Origin of the sequence: Streptomyces sp. NRRL B-24085 (assembly GCF_001282115.1) — a bacterium.
GTDB lineage: Bacteria > Actinomycetota > Actinomycetes > Streptomycetales > Streptomycetaceae > Streptomyces.
On record NZ_LJBR01000307.1, the window covers coordinates 1 to 20,600 of the forward strand.

At 72.3% G+C, this 20,600-nt stretch carries 17 protein-coding genes and 1 pseudogene; 10 read left to right on the forward strand and 8 right to left on the reverse strand.

The window, feature by feature from the left end:
- Positions 1-363 (reverse strand): annotated as a pseudogene (locus tag AOJ26_RS29750) (two-component sensor histidine kinase); the annotation flags it as partial.
- On the reverse strand, positions 360-1,028 hold the full coding sequence (locus AOJ26_RS29755) for a response regulator transcription factor (protein WP_053851459.1): 669 nt from the start codon (positions 1,026-1,028) through the stop codon (positions 360-362). The gene AOJ26_RS29755 and the pseudogene AOJ26_RS29750, both read right to left, overlap by 4 nt.
- A 145-nt stretch (positions 1,029-1,173) precedes the next feature.
- On the opposite strand from AOJ26_RS29755, the gene AOJ26_RS29760 reads away from it, so the two are divergent.
- Positions 1,174-1,815: a PepSY domain-containing protein gene (locus AOJ26_RS29760; RefSeq protein ID WP_053851460.1), complete on the forward strand. Its 642-nt coding sequence runs from the start codon at positions 1,174-1,176 to the stop codon at positions 1,813-1,815.
- A gap of 8 nt (positions 1,816-1,823) precedes the next feature.
- Here the strand turns inward: AOJ26_RS29760 and AOJ26_RS29765 are convergent, their stop codons facing one another.
- The 3 genes from AOJ26_RS29765 to AOJ26_RS29775 form a co-directional block, all read right to left on the reverse strand.
- On the reverse strand, positions 1,824-3,014 hold the full coding sequence (locus AOJ26_RS29765; RefSeq protein WP_053851461.1) for an MFS transporter: 1,191 nt from the start codon (positions 3,012-3,014) through the stop codon (positions 1,824-1,826).
- 125 nt (positions 3,015-3,139) lie between these two features.
- Positions 3,140-4,096: a methylmalonyl Co-A mutase-associated GTPase MeaB gene (meaB, locus tag AOJ26_RS29770; RefSeq protein ID WP_053851462.1), complete on the reverse strand. Its 957-nt coding sequence runs from the start codon at positions 4,094-4,096 to the stop codon at positions 3,140-3,142.
- Positions 4,097-4,130: 34 nt separating this feature from the next.
- Positions 4,131-5,333 carry an acetyl-CoA C-acetyltransferase gene (locus AOJ26_RS29775; protein ID WP_053851463.1) on the reverse strand — a complete coding sequence of 401 codons (1,203 nt, stop codon included), beginning with the start codon at positions 5,331-5,333 and terminating at the stop codon, positions 4,131-4,133.
- Between the two features lie 148 nt (positions 5,334-5,481).
- Between AOJ26_RS29775 and mce the strand changes: the two genes are divergently transcribed.
- The 7 genes from mce to AOJ26_RS29810 all read left to right on the forward strand — a co-directional run bounded on the left by mce (position 5,482) and on the right by AOJ26_RS29810 (position 15,282).
- Positions 5,482-5,922, forward strand: a complete 441-nt coding sequence (gene mce / locus AOJ26_RS29780; protein WP_053851464.1) for a methylmalonyl-CoA epimerase — start codon at positions 5,482-5,484, stop codon at positions 5,920-5,922.
- Between the two features lie 208 nt (positions 5,923-6,130).
- Positions 6,131-10,009, forward strand: coding sequence for a polarized growth protein Scy (scy, locus tag AOJ26_RS29785; protein ID WP_053851465.1), 3,879 nt, complete (start codon positions 6,131-6,133; stop codon positions 10,007-10,009).
- A 183-nt stretch (positions 10,010-10,192) separates the two neighbouring features.
- Positions 10,193-11,128, forward strand: a complete 936-nt coding sequence (locus AOJ26_RS29790) for a cellulose-binding protein (RefSeq protein WP_053851466.1) — start codon at positions 10,193-10,195, stop codon at positions 11,126-11,128.
- A 156-nt stretch (positions 11,129-11,284) separates the two neighbouring features.
- Complete coding sequence (locus AOJ26_RS29795) at positions 11,285-12,244, forward strand: ABC transporter ATP-binding protein (RefSeq protein ID WP_053851474.1); 960 nt, start codon at positions 11,285-11,287, stop codon at positions 12,242-12,244.
- A gap of 2 nt (positions 12,245-12,246) precedes the next feature.
- Positions 12,247-13,017, forward strand: a complete 771-nt coding sequence (locus AOJ26_RS29800) for an ABC transporter permease (protein WP_053851467.1) — start codon at positions 12,247-12,249, stop codon at positions 13,015-13,017.
- Between the two features lie 112 nt (positions 13,018-13,129).
- Positions 13,130-14,407: an ABC transporter ATP-binding protein gene (locus AOJ26_RS29805; RefSeq protein WP_053851468.1), complete on the forward strand. Its 1,278-nt coding sequence runs from the start codon at positions 13,130-13,132 to the stop codon at positions 14,405-14,407.
- A complete protein-coding gene (locus tag AOJ26_RS29810) occupies positions 14,404-15,282 on the forward strand; it encodes an ABC transporter permease subunit (RefSeq protein WP_053851469.1) in 879 nt (292 codons plus the stop codon). The genes AOJ26_RS29805 and AOJ26_RS29810 overlap by 4 nt, the downstream gene beginning before the upstream one ends.
- Before the next feature lie 4 nt (positions 15,283-15,286).
- On the opposite strand, the gene AOJ26_RS29815 is transcribed toward AOJ26_RS29810, so the two are convergent.
- Positions 15,287-15,628 carry a hypothetical protein gene (locus tag AOJ26_RS29815; RefSeq protein ID WP_037721485.1) on the reverse strand — a complete coding sequence of 114 codons (342 nt, stop codon included), beginning with the start codon at positions 15,626-15,628 and terminating at the stop codon, positions 15,287-15,289.
- 224 nt (positions 15,629-15,852) lie between these two features.
- Between AOJ26_RS29815 and AOJ26_RS29820 the strand changes: the two genes are divergently transcribed.
- A complete protein-coding gene (locus tag AOJ26_RS29820) occupies positions 15,853-16,881 on the forward strand; it encodes an LLM class flavin-dependent oxidoreductase (RefSeq protein ID WP_053851470.1) in 1,029 nt (342 codons plus the stop codon).
- A gap of 86 nt (positions 16,882-16,967) precedes the next feature.
- Here the strand turns inward: AOJ26_RS29820 and AOJ26_RS29825 are convergent, their stop codons facing one another.
- On the reverse strand, positions 16,968-17,360 hold the full coding sequence (locus AOJ26_RS29825; protein WP_053851471.1) for an SCO5389 family protein: 393 nt from the start codon (positions 17,358-17,360) through the stop codon (positions 16,968-16,970).
- Between the two features lie 255 nt (positions 17,361-17,615).
- Between AOJ26_RS29825 and nucS the strand changes: the two genes are divergently transcribed.
- Positions 17,616-18,287: an endonuclease NucS gene (gene nucS / locus AOJ26_RS29830; protein ID WP_053851472.1), complete on the forward strand. Its 672-nt coding sequence runs from the start codon at positions 17,616-17,618 to the stop codon at positions 18,285-18,287.
- Positions 18,288-18,362: 75 nt separating this feature from the next.
- Here the strand turns inward: nucS and AOJ26_RS29835 are convergent.
- Positions 18,363-20,600 (reverse strand): AAA family ATPase (locus AOJ26_RS29835; RefSeq protein ID WP_053851473.1); only part of this gene is annotated, 2,238 nt, incomplete at its 5' end.

Genomic DNA, 20,600 nt, shown 5'->3' on the forward strand with positions numbered 1-20,600 from the left:
GCGGTCGCCTGTCCCGCCGTGGCGCGGCCCCCTGCCGCCCGCGGGCGGCTGGGGCTTCACCTCGGTGACTCCCGTGCCGCTGATCCGCTCCAGGTGCTCGGTGGCCGCGACCAGACGGCCGTCCCCGTCGACGACCTGGACCGGCTCGTCGTCGTCCAGCTCCAGGCCGGTGTACGGCGTCCCGCCGGAGAGGTCGGCCGCCACGTTCCGGGCGGCCCGCTCGGCCTGCGTGCCCGCCTCGTCGATCAGGTTGGAGCGCAGCGAGAGCAGCACGGCCGCCCCGGCCGCGACCAGCGCCACGGCGACGACCACCGTGGCGGCGAGGGTGGCCCGCGCCCGGACCGAGCCGAACAGCCGCCTCATCTCCCGGCCTCCAGCCGGTACCCGGCGCCGCGGACCGTCCGGATGAGGCCCGCGTCCAGCTTCCGGCGCAGGGTGCTGATGTACACCTCGACGATGTTGGGGTCGCCGTCGTACGCGAAGTCCCAGACGTGCTCCAGGATCTGTGCCTTGGAGACCACCTCCCCGGGCCGCACCGCGAGCTGCTCCAGAACCGAGAACTCCTTGGCGGTGAGGGTGACTTCGGTGCCGTCGAGGAAGACCCGGCGGGCGGCGGTGTCGATTCTCAGCGGCCCGGTCTCCAGCACCGGCGAGGCCCCGGTGCCGTTGCCGCGCCGCCGCAGCAGGGCCTTGATGCGGGCCACGAGGACGACGTAGGAGAAGGGCTTGGTCAGGTAGTCGTCGGCGCCGGTGTCCAGGCCCTCGGCCTCGTCGTACTCGCCGTCCTTGGCGGTGAGCATCAGGATCGGCACCTCGTGGCCGGCGGCGCGCAGGGCGGCGCAGACCCGGTAGCCGTTGAGGCCGGGCAGCATGATGTCGAGGATGACCAGGTCGTACGTGCCCTCGCCGGCCCGGTGCAGGCCCTCCCGGCCGTCGTGGACGACGTCGACGGCGTAGCCCTCGGCGGTGAGGCCCTTGGCGAGGGACAGGGCGAGTCGTTTCTCGTCCTCGACGATCAGCAGACGCATGCGTACAGGGTGGCAAAGCGAACCTGAAGACGCCTTCAGGAGGCTTCAGGCCGGCTTCAGCTCCCCTCCGGCAGCGTGGTTGTCGTCGAGAACGAATGAAGCAGAACGAAGCTGAACGAAGCAGAACCGCTCTGGAGGAATCCTCATGAAGCGCAACATCGTCATCGCCACCCTGACCGCCGCCGCACTGGCCACCGGCGGTACCGTCGCGGCCTTCGCGGCCGGGGACGACGACGCGACGGCGACGCAGCGCCAGTCGACCACGAGCGCCCAGCAGGCCGCCGACCGCGACGACGACTCCGCGGACGACCAGGACGACCGGGACGACGTCTCCGAGGACCGTACGGCGGTTTCGGGCAGCGGCGTCACCGCGGCCGAGGCGATCGCCGCCGCCCTGAAGCACACCCCGGGCACCGCCCTGTCCGCCGACCTCGACGACGACGGCGCCGACGCGTGGGAGGTGACCGTCGTCAAGGGCGACGGCACCGAGTACGACGTGCGGATCGCCCCGGACTCCGGCAAGGTGCTCGGCGCCCAGCGCGACACGGACGACGACGGCGACGCCGACGACCGTGCCGAGCTCGCCGCGGTGAAGGGCGCGCGGACCGACGCCCGGGAGGCCGCCCTGGCCGCCGCCGCGAAGGGCACGGTGACGGAGGTCGGCCTCGACGACGACCACGGCACCGTGGCCTGGACGGCGGACACCGTCAAGGACGGCAGGCACGGCGAGTGGAAGGTCGCCCTCGACTCGGGCAAGGTCACCCAGGACCGTGACGACGACGCCTGAGTCGCACGTCAGCCCGCGGGCGCGGCACCCTTCGCCGCGGCTGCCAGGGCCGTCAGGACGACCGCCACGCCCGTCGCCGCGAAGCACACGGCCACCGGCAGGTGCCCGGCCAGGGCGCCCGCCGCGGCCGTGCCGGCCGTGCTCCCGGCGTTGACGGCCGTGTTGACCCAGGCCCCGGCCCGGGTGCGAACCTCGGGTCCCACGATCTCGTCGGCGATGAGGTAGGCGGTGGTGACGGCCGGCGACACGAAGAACCCGGCGACCGCCATGACCACGGCGAGGGTGCCGAGCCCCGGGGCGAGTCCCGCGCCGAGAAGTGCCAGGCCCAGGCCGAGGGTCAGCAGGACGAGCCGGGTGCCCGCGGGCCCGCGCCAGCCGACGGCGCCGTGGAGCAGCCCGCCGACGGCGCTTCCGGCGGACACGGCGGCCAGCACCCAGGCCACGCTCGCCCCGCCGTGCCCGTGCCGGTCGGCGAAGGCCACGACCAGCAGGTCGAGCGAGCCGATCGCGAGCCCGACTCCGGTGACCGCGCCGACCGGGCGGCCGATCCGGCGCAGCACTCCGCGCTCGCCCGTGCCGCGGCGGGCCGTGGGCGCGGCGGGACGGATCGTCCGTACGACGGGTGAGGCCACGAAGCCGGCCGTCCCCGCCCCGACGAGGAGCGCTCCGGCGAGGATGCCGGCGGCGGGCGGGGCGACGGTGACGAGGGCACCCACCAGCAGCGGCCCGGTGAGGAAGAGGAGTTCCTCCGCGATCCCGTCGAGGCTGTAGGCGCGCTGGAGCAGCGGCCGGTCCTCGGCGAGCGTCGCCCAGACCGTCCGCATGGCCGGGCCGAGCGGCGGCACGACGGCCCCGGCGAGCGCGGTGAGGGCGCCCAGGACGTACGGCGGAGCCCCCGGGCGCCACACGGCCGCGGCCAGCAGGCCGAGGAGCGCGGTGTAGGCGGCGAGCAGGGGCACGAGCGCCCGGCGCGGCCCGTGCCGGTCGATGAGGGCGGCCCGCCAGGGCGCCAGGAAGACGGCGGTGACCCCGAAGAGCGCCATCACGGCGCCCGCCACCGTGTACGAGCCCGAGGCGCGGGTCACGGCGAGCATCACGGACAGCGGGACGACGCCGTACGACAGCCTGCCGAGCAGGGCGGCGGCGAAGGTGCGGCGGGCATGCGGGATGCGCAGCAGTCGCGCATAGGAGGCAGACATGGGTGGGTTCCTCGAAGGAGGCGTGGGAGGGGACACCGAGGGGCCACGGGAGCGGTGTGCTCGGACCGTGGCCGGTGTGTGCCCTACGCCAAGGAGAGGAACATGGGCGTCAACGTACCAGGGGCTCAGCCCCGGGTCAGGCCCTCCACGAGTTCGTCGGCCGCCCGGTAGGGGTCCAGTTCGCCGGCGACGATCCTCTCCGCGAGGGCGTCCAGGCGCCGGTCGCCGCGCAGGTCGCCGATGCGTTCGCGCAGGGCGGTGACGGCGATCGTCTCGACCTCGTGGGCGGCGCGGGTGCGGCGGCGCTCGGCGAGGACACCGTGCTCCTCCATCCAGGCGCGGTGCTTCTCCAGGGCTTCCACGACCTCGTCGACGCCCTCCGCGCGGGCGGCGACGGTCTTGACGATCGGCGGGCGCCAGTCGCCCGGCTTCCGGGACTCACCGAGCCCCAGCATGTGGTTGAGCTCGCGGGCGGTGGCGTCGGCGCCGTCGCGGTCGGCCTTGTTGACGACGTAGACGTCGCCGATCTCCAGGATTCCGGCCTTGGCGGCCTGGATGCCGTCGCCCATGCCCGGGGCGAGCAGCACCACGGAGGTGTCGGCCTGGGAGGCGATCTCCACCTCCGACTGGCCGACGCCGACCGTCTCGACCAGGATCACCTCGCAGCCGGCCGCGTCCAGGACCCGGATGGCCTGCGGCGCGGCCCAGGCGAGGCCGCCGAGGTGGCCGCGGGTCGCCATGGAGCGGATGTAGACGCCGGGGTCGGAGGCGTGCTCCGACATGCGCACCCGGTCGCCGAGCAGGGCGCCGCCGGAGAACGGCGAGGACGGGTCGACGGCCAGGACGCCGACCCGTCTGCCCTGCTTGCGGTAGGCGGTCACGAGGGCCGAGGTGGACGTCGACTTGCCCACCCCGGGCGAGCCCGTCAGGCCCACCACGTACGCGTTGCCGGTCAGCGGGGCGAGCGTCGCCATGACCTCCCTGAGCTGCGGGGACGCCCCCTCCACGAGGGAGATCAGCCGGGCCACGGCCCGTGGGCGGCCCTCCCTGGCCTGGGCCACCAGGGTGGAGACGTCCTGCATCACAGCTCCGTTCGACGCGTTTGCCCGAGGGGGCTCAGGCCTTGGGTACCCGCACGACCAGGGCGTCACCCTGACCGCCGCCGCCGCACAGGGCGGCCGCGCCGACACCGCCGCCGCGCCGCTTGAGCTCCAGCGCGAGGTGCAGGACGAGCCGGGCGCCGGACATGCCGATGGGGTGGCCCAGGGCGATCGCGCCACCGTTCACGTTCACCTTTTCGGTGGACACGCCGAGGTCCTTCATCGACTGGACAGCGACGGCAGCGAACGCCTCGTTGATCTCGATCAGGTCGAGGTCGGAGACCTCCAGGCCCTCCTTCTTGAGGGCGTGCAGGATCGCGTTGGAGGGCTGCGACTGGAGGGAGTTGTCCGGGCCCGCCACGTTGCCGTGGGCGCCGATCTCGGCGATCCACTCCAGGCCCAGCTCCTGCGCCTTGGCCTTGCTCATGACGACCACGGCCGCCGCGCCGTCGGAGATCTGCGAGGCGGAGCCGGCGGTGATGGTGCCGTCCTTGGTGAACGCGGGACGCAGCTTGCCCAGGGACTCCGCGGTGGTGTCGCCGCGGATGCCCTCGTCCTTGCTGAAGACGACCGCCTCGCCCTTGCGCTGCGGGATCTCCACGGGGGTGATCTCGGCCTCGAAGATGCCGTTCTTCTGCGCGGCGGCGGCCCGCTGGTGGGACAGGGCGGAGAACTCGTCCTGCTCGGGGCGCTTGATGCCGAGGCGGGTGTTGTGCTTCTCCGTGGACTCGCCCATGGCGATGTTCTCGAAGGCGTCGGTGAGGCCGTCGTACGCCATGGCGTCGAGCATCTCGATCGCCCCGTACTTGAAGCCCTCGCGGGACTTGGGCAGCAGGTGGGGGGCGTTGGTCATGGACTCCTGGCCGCCCGCGACGATCACGTCGAACTCGCCGGCGCGGATGAGCTGGTCGGCCAGCGCGATCGCGTCGAGGCCGGACAGGCACACCTTGTTGATGGTGAGCGCCGGGACGTTCATCGGGATGCCGGCCTTGACGGCGGCCTGGCGGGCCGGGATCTGCCCTGCGCCGGCCTGGAGCACCTGGCCCATGATCACGTACTGCACCTGGTCGCCGCCGATCCCCGCACGGTCGAGGGCGGCCTTGATCGCGAAGCCGCCGAGGTCGGCTCCGGAGAAGGACTTCAGCGAGCCCAGCAGCCGTCCCATGGGCGTACGGGCGCCCGCGACGATCACCGAGGTCGTGCTGTTCGATCCAGACATGAGCTGCGATCCCCTTACCGGCTGCACTGCCGAGGAGTGAACGAGGGTTTACTTCAAAGGTACTGAGTGGCACTCCGTGCCGTCATCGCCCCGTCGGTGTGATCGCGCGCACGTTGCGTAACCGTTTCGCGAGCGCTGCACTGACTACATGCTGACGCGAATCGACCACATCGGGATCGCCTGTTTCGACCTCGACAAGACCGTCGAGTTCTACCGGGCCACGTACGGCTTCGAGGTGTTCCACTCCGAGGTCAACAAGGAGCAGGGCGTGCGCGAGGCCATGCTCAAGATCAACGAAACGTCCGACGGCGGCGCCTCCTACCTGCAGCTTCTGGAGCCGACCCGCCCCGACTCGACCGTCGCCAAGTGGCTGGACAAGAACGGCGAGGGCGTCCACCACATCGCTTTCGGTACGGCCGATGTCGACACCGAGGCCGCGGACATCCGCGGCAAGGGCGTACGCGTCCTGTACGAGGAGCCGCGACGCGGCTCCATGGGGTCACGGATCACCTTCCTGCACCCCAAGGACTGCCATGGCGTACTGACAGAACTGGTCACTTCGGCGCCTGTTGAGTCACCTGAGCACTGACCCTCGTACATATGGGCCGGTAGGGTTGGGGGCGGTCGCTCCCGGAAGGGGGGTGACCGCTTTCCGGGGTCCGGGTTTCGGGGGACGAGCGGCGGCAGCAGCCCATGCTCCGTCGTTGATCTGACACCATTCCCCGGGGGCCCCGTCCGGCGGATGGACGGTGCTCGTTCGGAGAGACTTGCGACCAGGGGACGGATGGGACCGCGCAGTGCGGGGCTACGAACGCCAGGAGCGAGAGCCGGCGGCTGACGTCGACCACCTCTCTCGGTTCGAGGCCGAGATGGAGCGGCTGAAGACCGAGCGGGAAAAGGCGATCCAGCACGCCGAGGACCTCGGCTACCAGGTCGAGGTGCTGCGCGCCAAGTTGCACGAGGCGCGGCGCACCCTCATGTCCCGGCCCGAGTTCGGCGGCGGTGACATCGGCTACCAGGCCGAGCAGTTGCTGCGGAACGCGCAGATCCAGGCCGACCAGTTGCGCCAGGACGCCGAGCGCGAACTGAGCCAGGTCCGCGCCCAGACCCAGCGCATCCTCCAGGAGCACGCCGAGCAGGCCGCGCGCCTTCAGGCGGAGCTGCACCAGGAGGCCGTCACCCGCCGTCAGCAGCTCGACCAGGAGCTGGCCGAGCGCCGGCAGACCGTCGAGTCGCACGTCAACGAGAACGTGGCGTGGGCCGAGCAACTGCGCGCCCGCAGCGAGGCCCAGGCCCGCCGGCTCCTGGAGGAGTCCCGCGCGGAGGCCGAGCAGGCCATGGCGGCCGCCCGCGCCGAGGCCGAGCGGGTCACCACCGAGGCCCGCCAGCGCCTGCAGAGCGAGGCCGAGGCCGCCCGCGCGGAGGCCGAACAGCTCCTGCGCCGCGCCCGCGCGGACGCCGAGCGCCTGCTGGACGCCGCCGCCACGCAGGCCCAGGAGGCCACCGAGCACGCCGAGCAGCTGCGCACCTCCACCGCGACCGAGTCGGACAGCGCCCGCCGCCAGGCCACCGAGCTGAGCCGGGCCGCCGAGCAGCGGATGGCGGAGGCCGAGGAGGCGCTGCGCAAGGCGCAGGCCGAGGCCGAGAAGGTGCTCGCCGAGGCGAAGTCGGCCGCCGAGAAGGCGCTGGCGAGCGCGGAGTCGGCCAACGAGCAGCGCACCCGCACGGCCAAGGAGCAGGTCGCCCGGCTGGTCACCGAGGCCAGCCAGGAGGCCGAGGCGACCAAGGAGGCCGCCGAGCAGATCGTCGCGGACGCCCGCGCCGAGGCCGAGAAGATCGTCACCGAGGCCGCCGAGAAGGCCCGCACGATCACCGCCGAGGAGAGCGCCACCCAGCTGTCCAAGGCCGCCAAGACCGCCGAGGACGTCCTCAACAAGGCGCAGGAGGACGCGCAGCGGACCACCAAGGCCGCCGCCGAGGAGGCCGAGCGGATCCGCCGGGAGGCGGAGGCCGAGGCGGACCGGCTGCGTGCCGAGGCGCACGACATCGCCGAGCAGCTCAAGGGCACGGCGAAGGACGACACCAAGGAGTACCGCGCCAAGACGGTCGAGCTCCAGGAGGAGGCCCGCCGGCTGCGCGGCGAGGCCGAGCAGCTGCGCGCCGACGCGGTCGCCGAGGGCGAGAAGATCCGCGCGGAGGCCCGCAAGGAGGCCGTCCAGCAGATCGAGGAGGCGGCCAAGACCGCCGAGGAGCTGCTCTCCAAGGCCAAGGCGGACGCCGACGAACTGCGCCAGACCGCCACCGCGGACAGCGAGAAGGTCCGCACCGAGGCCATCGAGCGCGCCACCACGCTGCGCCGGCAGGCCGAGGAAACCCTGGAGCGCACCCGCAACGAGGCCGAGCGGCAGCGCGCCGAGGCCGTCGAGCTGTCCGAGGAGATCACCGCCGCCGCCGAGCGGGCCGCGAGCGAGCTGCGCGAGGAGACCGAGCGGGCCGTAGAGGCACGCCGTGCCGAGGCCGCCGAGGAACTGGCCCGGCTGCACACCGAGGCCGAGGAGCGCCTCGCCACCGCCGAGCAGGCCCTGACCGAGGCCCGCGAGGAGGCAGCGCGGATCCGCCGCGAGGCCGCCGAGGAGACCGACCGGCTGCGCACCGAGGCCGCCGAGCGCATCCGCACCCTCCAGCAGCAGGCCGCCGAGGAGGCCGACCGGCTGCGCACCGAGGCCGCGTCCGACGCGTCCGCGTCCCGCGCCGAGGGCGAGGCCGTCGCCGTACGGCTGCGGTCCGAGGCCGCCGCCGAGGCGGAGCGGCTCAAGACGGAGGCCCAGGACACCGCGGACCGGGTCCGGGCGGAGGCCCAGACCGCCGCCGAGCGGATCGCCGCCGAGGCGTCCGAGACGCTGGCCGCCGCCCAGGAGGAGGCCAACCGGCGCCGCCGCGAGGCCGAGGAGTACCTCGGCTCGGCCCGCCAGGAGGCCGACCAGGAGCGTGAGCGGGCCCGCGAGCAGAGCGAGGAGCTGCTGGCCTCGGCGCGCAACCGCGTCGAGGAGGCGCAGGCCGAGGCGGTGCGCCTGGTCGAGGAGGCGGACCGGCGCGCCACGGAGATGGTGTCGGCCGCCGAGCAGCACGCCCAGCAGGTGCGGGACTCCGTCGCCGGGCTGCACGAGCAGGCTCAGGAGGAGATCACCGGGCTGCGCAGCGCCGCCGAGCACGCGGCCGACCGCACCCGGCGCGAGGCCGAGGAGGAGGCCGACCGGGTCCGCTCGGACGCCTACTCCGAGCGGGAGCGGGCCAGTGAGGACGCGGCCCGGATCCGGCGCGAGGCCGCCGAGGAGACGGACGCCGCCAAGTCGCTTGCCGAGCGCACCGTCTCGGAGGCGATCGCGGAGGCGGAGCGGCTGCGTTCGGAGGCGTCCGAGCACGCCCAGCGGGCCCGCACCGAGGCCTCGGACACCATCGCCCAGGCCGACCAGGACGCCTCCCGTACCCGGGCGGAGGCCCGCGAGGACGCCAACCGCATCCGTTCGGACGCGGCGCGGCAGGCCGACACCCTCATCACCGAGGCGCGCAGCGAGGCGGAGCGGCTCACCGAGGAGACCATCACCGACACCGACCGGCTGCGCACCGAGACGGTCGCCGAGGCCGAGCGCGTGCGGGCCGAATCGGTCGCCCAGGCGGAGCAGTTGATCGGCGAGGCCACCGGGGACGCGGAGCGGCTGCGGGCCGAGGCCGCCGAGACGGTGGGCCAGGCGCAGCAGCACGCGGAGCGGATCCGCACCGAGGCCGAGCGGGTCCGGGCCGAGGCGGCGGCCGCGGCCGAGGAACTGGTCAACTCCGCGCGCGCGGAGGCCGAACGCACCCTCGACGAGGCGCGCAAGGACGCCAACAAGCGGCGTTCCGAGGCGGCCGAGCAGGTCGACACGCTCATCACGGAGACCACCGCCGAGGCGGACAAGCTGCTCACCGAGGCGCAGCAGCAGGCGCTCAAGACCACCGCGGACGCGGAGGCGCAGGCCGACACCATGGTGGGCGCGGCCCGCAAGGAGGCCGACCGGCTGGTCGCCGAGGCCACGGTCGAGGGCAACGCGCGTGTCGAGAAGGCCCGTACGGACGCGGACGAGCTGCTCGTCGGTGCCCGCCGGGACGCGACCGCCATAAGGGAGCGCGCCGAGGAGCTGCGCGACCGGATCACGGGCGAGATCGAGGCGCTGCACGAGCGGGCCCGCCGTGAGGCCGCCGAGACCATGAAGTCGACCGGCGACCGCTGCGACGCGCTCATCAAGGCCGCGGAGGAGCAGCTCGCGAAGGCGCAGGCGAAGGCCAAGGAGCTGGTCTCGGAGGCCAATTCGGAGGCCGGCAAGGTGCGCATCGCCGCGGTCAAGAAGGCCGAGGGGCTCCTCAAGGAGGCCGAGCAGAAGAAGGCCACGCTGGTCCGGGAGGCCGAGGAGCTCAAGGCCGAGGCGATCCGCGAGGCCAAGCGCACGGTCGAGGAGGGCAAGCGCGAGCTGGAGGTCCTCGTCCGTCGCCGTGAGGACATCAACACGGAGATCTCCCGTGTCCAGGACGTCCTGGAGGCGTTGGAATCCTTCGAGGCCCCGTCGGCGGGCAAGGACGGCGGCGTCAAGGCAGGCGCCACGGTCGGCGCCCCTCGTTCGGGTAAGCCGTCGGACGGCTGACCGACTGGTCGGAATCCGGTGCCGTCTGGGGCCTTTGACCAACTTTTTGGCAAGCCGTCCGAGGGTTAGCCACTCAAAAGGGGTGTCATTCTCCAGATCAAACACGTATCCGCTCGATGACACACCGCTTCGGCCCCTAGGATTCCCCCTATCACCTCACCGGTCTCATTTGACAGGAACCCCATGAGCGACACTTCCCCCTACGGCTTCGAGCTTGTGCGGCGTGGGTACGACCGCGCTCAGGTGGACGAACGGATCTCCAAGCTCGTCTCCGACCGTGACAGCGCTCTCTCCCGCATCACCGCTCTGGAAAAGCGCATCGAGGAGCTCCACCTCGAGACGCAGAACGCCCAGGCTCAGGTAAGCGACGCCGAGCCGTCGTACGCCGGTCTCGGCGCGCGTGTCGAGAAGATCCTCCGCCTCGCCGAGGAGGAGGCCAAGGACCTGCGCGAGGAGGCCCGTCGCGCGGCCGAGCAGCACCGCGAGCTCGCCGAGTCGGCGGCTCAGCAGGTCCGCAACGACGCAGAATCGTTCGCTGCGGAGCGCAAGTCCAAGGCGGAGGACGAGGGCGTCCGGATCGTCGAGAAGGCCAAGAGCGACGCGTCCCAGCTGCGCGCCGAGGCCCAGAAGGACGCGCAGTCCAAGCGTGAGGAGGCGGACGCCCTCTTCGAGGAGACCCGCGCCAAGGCCGCGCAGGCCGCCGCCGACTTCGAGACGAACCTCGCCAAGCGCCGGGAGCAGTCCGAGCGCGACCTGGCGTCCCGTCAGCAGAAGGCGGAGAAGCGTCTCGCGGAGATCGAGCACCGCGCGGAGCAGCTGCGCCTGGAAGCCGAGAAGCTGCGCACCGACGCCGAGCGCCGCGCCCGCCAGACGGTGGAGACCGCGCAGCGCCAGGCCGAGGACATCGTGGCCGACGCCAACGCCAAGGCCGACCGCATCCGTTCGGAGTCCGAGCGCGAGCTGGCGGCCCTGACGAACCGTCGCGACTCGATCAACGCCCAGCTGACGAACGTGCGCGAGATGCTCGCCACGCTCACGGGCGCCGCGGTGGCCGCCGCCGGCAGCCCGGCCGACGACGAGCCGATCTCCCGTGGGGTCCCGGCGCAGCAGTCCCGGTAACACCGCCTGACGGCACCAGAGGCCCGCACCTTCTCCCCCGACAGGTGCGGGCCTCTCGGCGTGCATGGAACGCGCGCGGGTTTCTTACCGCATCCGTCGGTCTCCGTTTGCCCATAGGAGTGGCATCCGCCCCGGCGCGCACCTAGCGTGGTCCGCATGATCGAGCTGGCGGGCCTGACGAAGCGGTACGGCGAGAAGGTGGCGGTCAACAATCTGACGTTCACTGTCAGACCGGGCATCGTCACGGGCTTCCTCGGTCCCAACGGCGCCGGCAAGTCGACCACCATGCGGATGATGCTGGGCCTGGACCGGCCCACCGCCGGGGACGTCCGCATCGACGGCAAGCACTACGACCAGCTCAAGGACCCGCTGAAGTACATCGGGGCCCTGCTGGACGCCAAGGCCATGCACGGCGGGCGCAGCGCCTTCAACCACCTGCTGTGCCTCGCGCAGAGCAACGGCATCCCCCGCAAGCGGGTGGACGAGGTCCTCGACACGGTCGGGCTCACCGCCGTCGCGAGGAAGAAGGCCAAGGGGTTCTCGCTGGGCATGGGCCAGCGGCTCGGCATCGCGGGCGCGTTGCTCGGCGACCCGCGGATCCTGATGTTCGACGAGCCGGTCAACGGGCTCGACCCCGAGGGCATCCACTGGATCCGCAACCTGATGAAGTCCCTTGCCGCGCAGGGCCGTACGGTCTTCGTCTCCTCACACCTCATGAGCGAGATGGCGCTGACCGCCGACCACCTCGTCGTCATCGGCCAGGGCCGGCTGCTCGCCGACACCTCCATGGCGGACTTCATCGCGCAGAACTCGCGGTCCTACGTCCGCATCCGCACCCCGCAGCGCGAGCGGCTGCTCGACGTGCTGCACGCGGCCGGGGTCACCGTCGTGGAGACCGGCAACGGCACGCTGGAGGTGGACGGCAGCAAGTCCGAGTACATCGGTGAGCTGGCCGCCCAGCACCAGATCGTGCTGCACGAGCTCAGCCCGCAACAGGCCTCCCTGGAGGAGGCGTTCATGCAGTTGACCGCGGAGTCGGTCGAGTACCACGCCCACAGCGACGCACCCGTCGACGTAGCGCCCCAGCAGTGGGGCGACGGCTGGAAGGGGAAGTGACCATGGCGGCCACCCAGGTCATCCGCTCCGAGTGGACCAAGATCCGCTCGGTGGCCTCCACGGTGTGGACGCTCTCCCTCGCCGTGGTCGTCACCATCGGGCTCGGCATCCTGATCTCGGCCCTGTCGAAGAACGAGTTCGACGACATGAGCCGCGAGGACAAGCTCTCCTTCGACCCGACCTTCATCAGCTTCGCCGGGATGAGCCTCGGACAGCTCGCGATGATCGTGTTCGGCGTGCTCGTCGTCTCGAACGAGTACAGCACCGGCATGATCCGCACCTCGCTGGCCGCGGTGCCGCAGCGCGCCACCTTCCTGGTGAGCAAGATCGCGGTGGCGACCGGCCTCTGCCTCGTGGTGGGCCTGGTCACCAGCTTCCTCACCTTCTTCCTCGGCCAGGCGATGCTCGGCTCGCACCGGGCGGAGATCGGCGACTCGGGCGTCCTGCGCGCCGTGATCGGCGGCGGCCTCTACATGACCCTGATCGCGATGTTCTCGATGGGCGTGGCCGCGATGCTGCGCTCGCCGATGCTGTCGCTGGGCATCCTGATGCCGTTCTTCTTCCTGATCTCGAACATCCTGGGCAATGTCTCGGCGACGAAGAAAATCGGCCGGTTCCTGCCCGACCAGGCCGGCAGCAAGATCATGCAGGTGGTCACGCCGGTCGACGACGACACCCCCTACGGTCCCTGGGGCGGTCTCGGGATCATGGCGCTGTGGGTGGCGGCCGCCCTGATCGGCGGTTATGTCCTGTTGAAGAAGCGGGACGCGTGACGCGAGGAGCCCTGTCCTTCCTGTGAGCGGAACCGTCAGCGCCCCGATAAGCTCCTAACTCTTACGGGGGGCGTGTGCCCCGCTGTCCTGAACCTTGCGATGGGTGCGGAGCATGATCGAGGCAGTCGGCCTGACCAAGCGCTACGGCGACAAGACCGCTGTGTACAACCTTTCCTTCCAGGTGCGTCCGGGTACCGTCACCGGCTTCCTGGGCCCCAACGGCTCGGGCAAGTCGACGACCATGCGCATGATCCTCGGGCTGGACAACCCCACCTCGGGGCAGGTGACGATCGGCGGCTACCCGTATCGCAGGCTGCCCAACGCGGCCCGGCAGGTCGGCGCGCTGATCGACGCGAAGGCGGTGCACGGCGGGCGGACGGCCCGCAACCACCTGCTGTGCCTGGCCCAGCTCTCCGGGATCCCGGCCCGCCGGGTGGACGAGGTGCTGGGCGTGGTCGGTCTCCAGGACGTGGCCAGGAAGCGTTCCAAGGGCTTCTCGCTCGGCATGGGCCAGCGGCTCGGGATCGCGGCCGCGCTGCTCGGCGACCCGCAGGTGCTGCTCTTCGACGAGCCGGTCAACGGGCTCGACCCCGAGGGCATCCTGTGGGTGCGCAACCTGATGAAGGCGCTGGCGGCGGAGGGCCGTACCGTCTTCGTCTCCTCCCACCTGATGAGCGAGATGGCGCTGACCGCGGACCACCTCATCGTCATCGGACGCGGGCAGCTCCTCGCCGACATGAGCGTCCAGGACTTCATCGCGGCGAACTCCGCGGGCTTCGCGCGGGTGCGCACCCCGGACACCGAGCCGCAGCTCCGCGAGAAGCTGTCGGCCGCGATCACCGAGGCGGGCGGTCACGTCCTGCCCGAGCAGGACGGCGCGCTGCGGGTGACGGGGCTGCCCCTCCCCCGCATCAGCGACATCGCGCACGACACGGACGTACGCCTGTGGGAGCTGTCACCGCACCAGGCCTCGCTGGAGGAGGCGTACATGCGGATGACGCAGGGCGCGGTGGACTACCGCTCGACCACCGACCAGAAGGCGGGCCTGATGCAGCCCCTCCCGCCGGGCGCGCAGCCCCCCATGCCGGTTCCGGGCCAGGGCCAGCCGGGCTGGTACGCCCCGCCGCCGCCCCAGCAGGGCGGGCAGCCCTTCGGCGGTCCGCAGGGCCCGTACGGCGGTCCCGGCGCCGGCGCGCCCAACCCGTACGCCCAGGCGGGCCCGGCGGCCCCGCAGGGCGTGCCTCAGCCGCCTGCGCAGGCTCCCGTGGCCCAGCCCCCGGCCGCCGCGCCGGCACCGCCGCAGGCACCGCCCCAGAACGCCGCCGCGGGCGCATCCGCCGCGGCACCGCAGACCTCCGCCACCCCGACCGAGCCCGAGGACGCCCGATGAGCACCCCGCAGCCCTCGATGCCGCAGGCCCAGGCCGCCGTGCCGAACTGGCAGGCGGCGAGTGGACCGTCGTACCCCGGCTACACCTCGCCGATCCCCGTCGTGCGCACGCACCTGGGGCACGCCATCGCCTCGGAGTGGACGAAGATCCGGTCGGTGCGGTCGACGATGTGGACCCTGGGCGTGTTCGTGCTGCTCGTGATCGGGATCGGGCTGGGGGCCGCCGCGCTGATCGCGGCCAACGCCTCGTCGGAGAGCCTGCGGGACGAGAACCCGCTGTCGTTCGGCTTCTTCGGTGTGCTGCTCGGCAGCATGTGCGTCATCACGCTCGGCGTGCTGACCACGGCGTCGGAGTACGGCACCGGCATGATCCGTACGACGATGGTGGCCTGCCCCTCCCGGGGCCGGGTCCTCGCGGCGAAGGCGATCGTGTTCTTCGCCGTCGCCTTCGCGACCACCCTCGTCTCGGTCGTCCTCGTCGCCCTCGCGGACGTGGCCCTGCTGGACGGCGCCCGCACCCCGACCGGCCAGGAGTGGCTGAAGGGCACCGTCGGCGTCTCGCTCTACACCGCGCTGTTCGGTCTGCTCTCGCTGATCGTCGGCTCGATCATCCGGCACTCGGCGGGCGCGATCACCCTCATGATCGGTGTCCTGCTGGCCCCGCTGGTCATCGCGCTGTTCATGTTCTCGCAGTCCCTGGAGGGCGTGCGGCAGGCGCTGTTCGAGTACTCCATCCCGAGCCAGCTCAGCGTCTTCTACTCCACCTCCCTCACCGAGTCCGGCCCTTCGGGCTGGGACCCGTTGTGGATCATGCTCGGCGTGACGGCCGCCGTGTTCGCCGCGGCGTTCGTGCTGCTGGAGAAGCGGGACGTGTGATCCGCTAGAACCTCGGCGCGTTACGGGACCGCTGCACCCGCGTGGTGCGGCGGTCCCGCGCGTTCCAGCAGGCCTTGTGCCAGTGCCTGCGCTCGTCGACGCCCGAGTGGTCCGGCCAGGCCACCACGTGCGGGACGCCGTCCGGGATCATCTGGTCGCAGCCCGGGCAGCGGTACGTCTTGCCCTGCGCGCTCGCCCCCGCCACATGCCGGACGTTCCAGTCCTCGCCCTGCCAGTGCGTCGAGGACTGGAAGCCGCCGTACCGGCCGGACCGGTCGTCCTCGGCACTCCGGCCGGCCGAGTCCGACGAGCCGGAGCCCTTGGGTCGGTTGCGACGCGGGGACACAGGACACCTCACGGGGCTATACAGGAAGCAGGGGCCGCGTCCAGCCTACGCGGGACGCGGCCGGGTACGCGTAGGGCACCAACCCCCACAAGTCCCCCCTCGGGGGCGACGATTCTGCAGACAATCGGCAAATCTCTTCGCCAGGCCGTGTCCTCGGCACGTGTCAGGCGGTTATGCCGGGTGGGGGAGCTCCGTGTCGGAGCCAAGGAAGCAGGAAAAAGCACATGCACGTTGGAAGTTTCGTGTTGGCGGCCCAGTTCCCGGGGCAGGGCCAGGGGGAGGCGCTGCACCGCGCGGTCCGCTCGGCCGAGGTCGCGGAGGAGGCCGGACTCGACGCGGTCTGGCTGGCAGAGCACCACTTCGTGCCGTACGGCACCTGTCCCTCGGCGATCACGCTCGCGGCCCTGCTGCTGGGCCGCACCCGCCGCATCCGCGTCGGGACCGCCGTGAGCGTGCTCCCGACGGTGCACCCGGTGGCCCTCGGGGAGCAGGCCGCGCTGCTGCACATGACGAGCGGCGGACGCTTCTCGCTGGGCGTGGGGCGCGGCGGCCCGTGGGTGGACCTGGAGGTGTTCGGCTCGGGTCTGGACGCGTACGAGAAGGGGTTCCCGGAATCACTCGATCTGCTGGTGCGCTGGCTGCGCGAACCGTCCGTCGGGGCGGACGGCGAGCGCTTCCGCTTCCGCGAAGTGCCGGTCGTCCCGCGGCCGTCGGAGGCGCTCACGGAGGCGGAGGGCCCCGAGGTGATCGTCGCCTGCACCTCGCCTGCGAGCGTCCGGCTGGCCGCCGAGCGCGGGCTGCCGATGCTGCTCGGGATGCACGTCGGGGACGAGGAGAAGGCGGAGATGGTCGCGCTGTGGCGCAGGCAGGCGCGCGCGGCGGGCCACGCTCCGGAGAAGGTCCTGGAGGCGCCCCATGTCTCGGCCGGGGTCTGCCAGATCGCGGACCGGCGTACGGACGCGGTGGAGGCGCTGGTGAAGGCGATGCCGGGCTGGCTCAGGCAGGGGCTCGGCGCCCATGTCACGGTCGACGGGCGGGCGCGGCAGATGCGCGATCCGGTGGCCTACACCGAACTGCTCTGCGGACTGCACCCGGTGGGCACCCCGCGGCTCGCCGCCGACCGCCTCGCGGCGACCAGCGAACGGACGGGCGTCTCCCGTTTCGCCCTGCTCGTCGAGGGCTCCGGGGACCTGGCGGCCACCGAGGAGAACGTACGGCGGCTGGGTGCGGAGGTGCTGCCGCATCTGACCTGAATCGGAACACGGCTGTCCGGCGGGAGCTTGCCGCCCCGGTACTGATGCACCTCCCGCGTACGGAGCGGCAAGCGAGCGGCGCCGCGTCAGCAGTCCCGGAACTCCGGAGACTGATTCAGCAACTGACTGCGCACCGAGGTGAAGCGGGCAAGCGTCTCGTCGACGGAGGAGTCCAACGGGAACACCGCCACCCGGTGGCAGTTCTGGAAGGCCAGCCGCACACCGAAGTGCCGCTGCAGCGCGCCGCGTATCGCGTCACTCGCAAGCGCACGCAGCAACTGACCGCGTGCCTGCTCGTCCGGCGGGGGCGTCTGGTTGTCGGCGAAGTTGCCGCCGTCGACCTTCAGCTGGGCCACCAGGGAGCTGATCATCTCCCATGCGTAGGGCAGGGAGGTCCGGACGCAGTCGACGAATTCGGCTTCGTCGACCTCGCCTCGCTCGGCCTTCTCGAGTAGGGCCGGTGAGACGTCGAGCGACATGGGTTCTCCTCTCGCACCCCTGATTCCTCAGGGGTTGCCGGACAGATGAGGGACGTCGCGCTGCCGGACACGCTCAGTACACGCCTCGCGACCTCCCGTTTACTACCGTAGGCAACCGACGGTGACGGCACCAGGAGAATGCGAACAAAGGGCACTCCCAACAGGCCCACAATCGGCCACAAGTGAACAGGGTTCCTCCACAGCCTTACGGGCCGAATCGCGTGGACATGCGCCCGTCGAGTAGCGTTGCCGACCATGCGTCTCGTCATTGCCCGGTGTTCCGTCGACTACGCGGGCCGGCTCACCGCCCACCTGCCCTCGGCCCCCCGTCTGATCCTGGTGAAGGCCGACGGCAGCGTCTCCATCCACGCCGACGACCGGGCCTACAAGCCCCTGAACTGGATGTCGCCGCCCTGCACGTTGAAGGAGGGGACCGGCGACGAGGAAGGCGTCTGGACCGTCATCAACAAGGCGGGCGAGAAGCTCATCATCACGATGGAGGAGGTTCTCCACGACTCCTCGCACGAACTGGGCGTGGATCCGGGCCTGATCAAGGACGGCGTGGAAGCACACCTTCAGGAACTGCTCGCCGACCGCATCGAAACGCTCGGCGACGGCTACACCCTGATCCGCCGCGAGTACATGACGGCCATCGGCCCGGTCGACATCCTGTGCCGGGACGCCGAAGGACAGACGGTCGCGGTGGAGATCAAGCGGCGCGGCGAGATCGACGGCGTCGAGCAACTCACCCGCTACCTGGACCTGTTGAACCGCGACCCCCATCTCGCCCCGGTCCGCGGCATCTTCGCCGCCCAGGAGATCAAGCCCCAGGCCCGCGTCCTGGCGACCGACCGCGGCATCAGCTGCCATGTCATGGACTACGACGCGCTGCGGGGCATCGAGGACGACAAGCTGCGGCTGTTCTGACAGCGCCTTCTCCGCTACGACGACGAGGGCCGGGTCCGTGTGACGGACCCGGCCCCCTTGTGTCGCGCGGTGTCCCTAGATGACCGCACCGCTCGGCGAGCTCACGGCGCTGCTCTGCGGGGCGCTCGCCGAGCTGCTGGTCTCCACCGGGGCGGTTGAGGCGGGACCGCTGGCCGAGTCGGAGGTGGAGGGCTCGGTCGTGGGCGTGCTCGTAGGCGTTTCGGTCGGGTCTGTCGGCGTCGGGGTGGGCGTCGGTGTCGACGAACCGGAAGTCGTCGGGCTGGACGGCGTCGACGGCTTGGTCGTCGAGGGCTTGGGGGTCGACGGCTTCGGCGAACTCGGCGTGCCCCCCGTCCCCTTCGTCCCGCTCGGGTCGTCGCTGGGCTCCGCCCCGCCCGTCGGCGTCGGATCGTCCGAGGTCCCGTACGTCCCGTCGGGCCCCGGGTCGGTCGGACGGGAGGTGGCCGTACCGGTGTCGCCCTTGCCGTCGTCGCTCTTCGGGACGTCCGCGCCGAGGTTGCCGTCGTCGATGCCGACGCTGGCCGACGGGTTGACGCCGACCTGGTCGGACGGGGCGTTCGGGTCGTTGTCGGAGGTGGCGCCCAGGGTCACGACCGTGCCGAGCACCGCGACCAGCAGCGCGCCCGCGCCGGCGGCGACCAGGTTGCGCTTGGCGAGGCCCTTGAGGCCGCCGCGGGCCTTGCGGGAGGGCGCGGGCGTGCCGGGCGAGCGGTGGACGACGATCGTCTGCGAGTCGGCCGGCGGCTGGAGCGGCGGGAAGGCCACGGGGGTGCCCCCGGGCGGCGAGGCGGACTCGTCGTACCGGGCGTCGGGCACCTCCTCGCCCGCGGTGGCGCCGAGCGCGGCGGCCAGTCCGGGCGCGCTGCCGTCCCGGTCGGAGACCAGGGCGAGGGCACGGCGGCCCGCGACGGTGCCGCGCTTGTCGGCGAGGGCGCCGCGCAGGCCGATGGAGGCCTCCAGTTCGGCGCGGGCCCGGTCGAGCTGTCCGCCGCAGAGCGCGAGGATGCCGAGCTCGTGGTGGAAGTAGGCCTGTTCGGACACCTCGCCGGCCAGCCGGGAGGCCTCGGAACCGGCCCGCAGCGCCCGCTCCCAGGCGCCCCAGTGGCCGCCGGCGGCGAACGCGGGCGCCGCCGTGCGGGCGAGCTGCACGGTGGCGGCCTCCTCGCCCTCGTCGGGCGCGGTGGTCACCGGGACCAGGACGGCGAGGGCGGCGAGCAGGGCGTCGGCCTCCGCGCACACCCGCTCGGGGGTGACCGAGGGGTGGCCGGCCCACCAGCCGTAGTGCTGGGCCGCCGTGCGGGCGTGGCTCTCGATGTCGTCGTCGCCGTATCCGGCGGCTTCGAGCTGGGCGAGGACGCCGGCGGCGAGCCGGTAGCGGGAGCCGACCGGGGAGACCAGGCCGCAGTCCGCGAGCTCACCGAGGGCGGCGTCCGCGTGGGTGTCACCGATCAGCGCGGGCAGGTGCGCCTGGTGGGGCACCTCGCCGCCGAGCGCCACGGCGAACCGCAGGGTGGCGCGTGCCGACTCGCTGAGCCGGGAGGCGAGCAGCGGGGCGGGGGCCGCGGCCTCGCCGAGCGCGGGCAGCGGTATCTCCTCGCCCTCGTCGGCGGCGAACGGGGTGTCAACGGGGGCCGCGTCCGCGAAGACGCCGAACTCGTCGACGGCGTTCGCCCCGGCGCGCAGCCGGTCGCGCTGCCTGAGCAGGGCGCCGGCCTGGACGAAGCGCAGAGGCAGGCCCTCGGACTCGAACCAGAGGTCGCCCGCCCAGTTCGACTCCTCCTCCGTCAGCACCCGGCCGACGGAACGCTCCAGGAGCTCCACGCCGTCGGCGCGCTCCAGGCCGCTGAGGAAGACCTCCTCGACGGCGGAGTCGGCCGAGGGCGCGGGTACGTCGGGCGTGGCGCCGATCACGAACGCGCACTCGGGGGTGGCGTCGAGGAGTTCGTCGAGGGCCGCGCCGCCGAACTCGATGTCGTCGAGGACGACTACCGCGCCGATCTCCCGGACGCAGGAGAGCAGTTCGTCCCGGTCGGGGCGGTGCAGGGGCGAGTCGAAGACGGCGTAGTAGAGGTCGTACAGCAGCTCGCCCGCGGTGCGGTTGAAGCCGTTGAGGCGGACCACGCCGTCGGGGGCGAGGTCCGAGCAGTCCTCGGCGACGACGTCGAGGAGGCTGGTGCGGCCGGAGCCGGCCGGGCCGGTCAGGCGTACCGAGCGGCCGCGGGCGAGCAGGCGCACGAGCCGCTCGCGCTCGTCCTGCCGGGCCAGGAGCCCCAGCGCGGTGCGGGTGGGTCC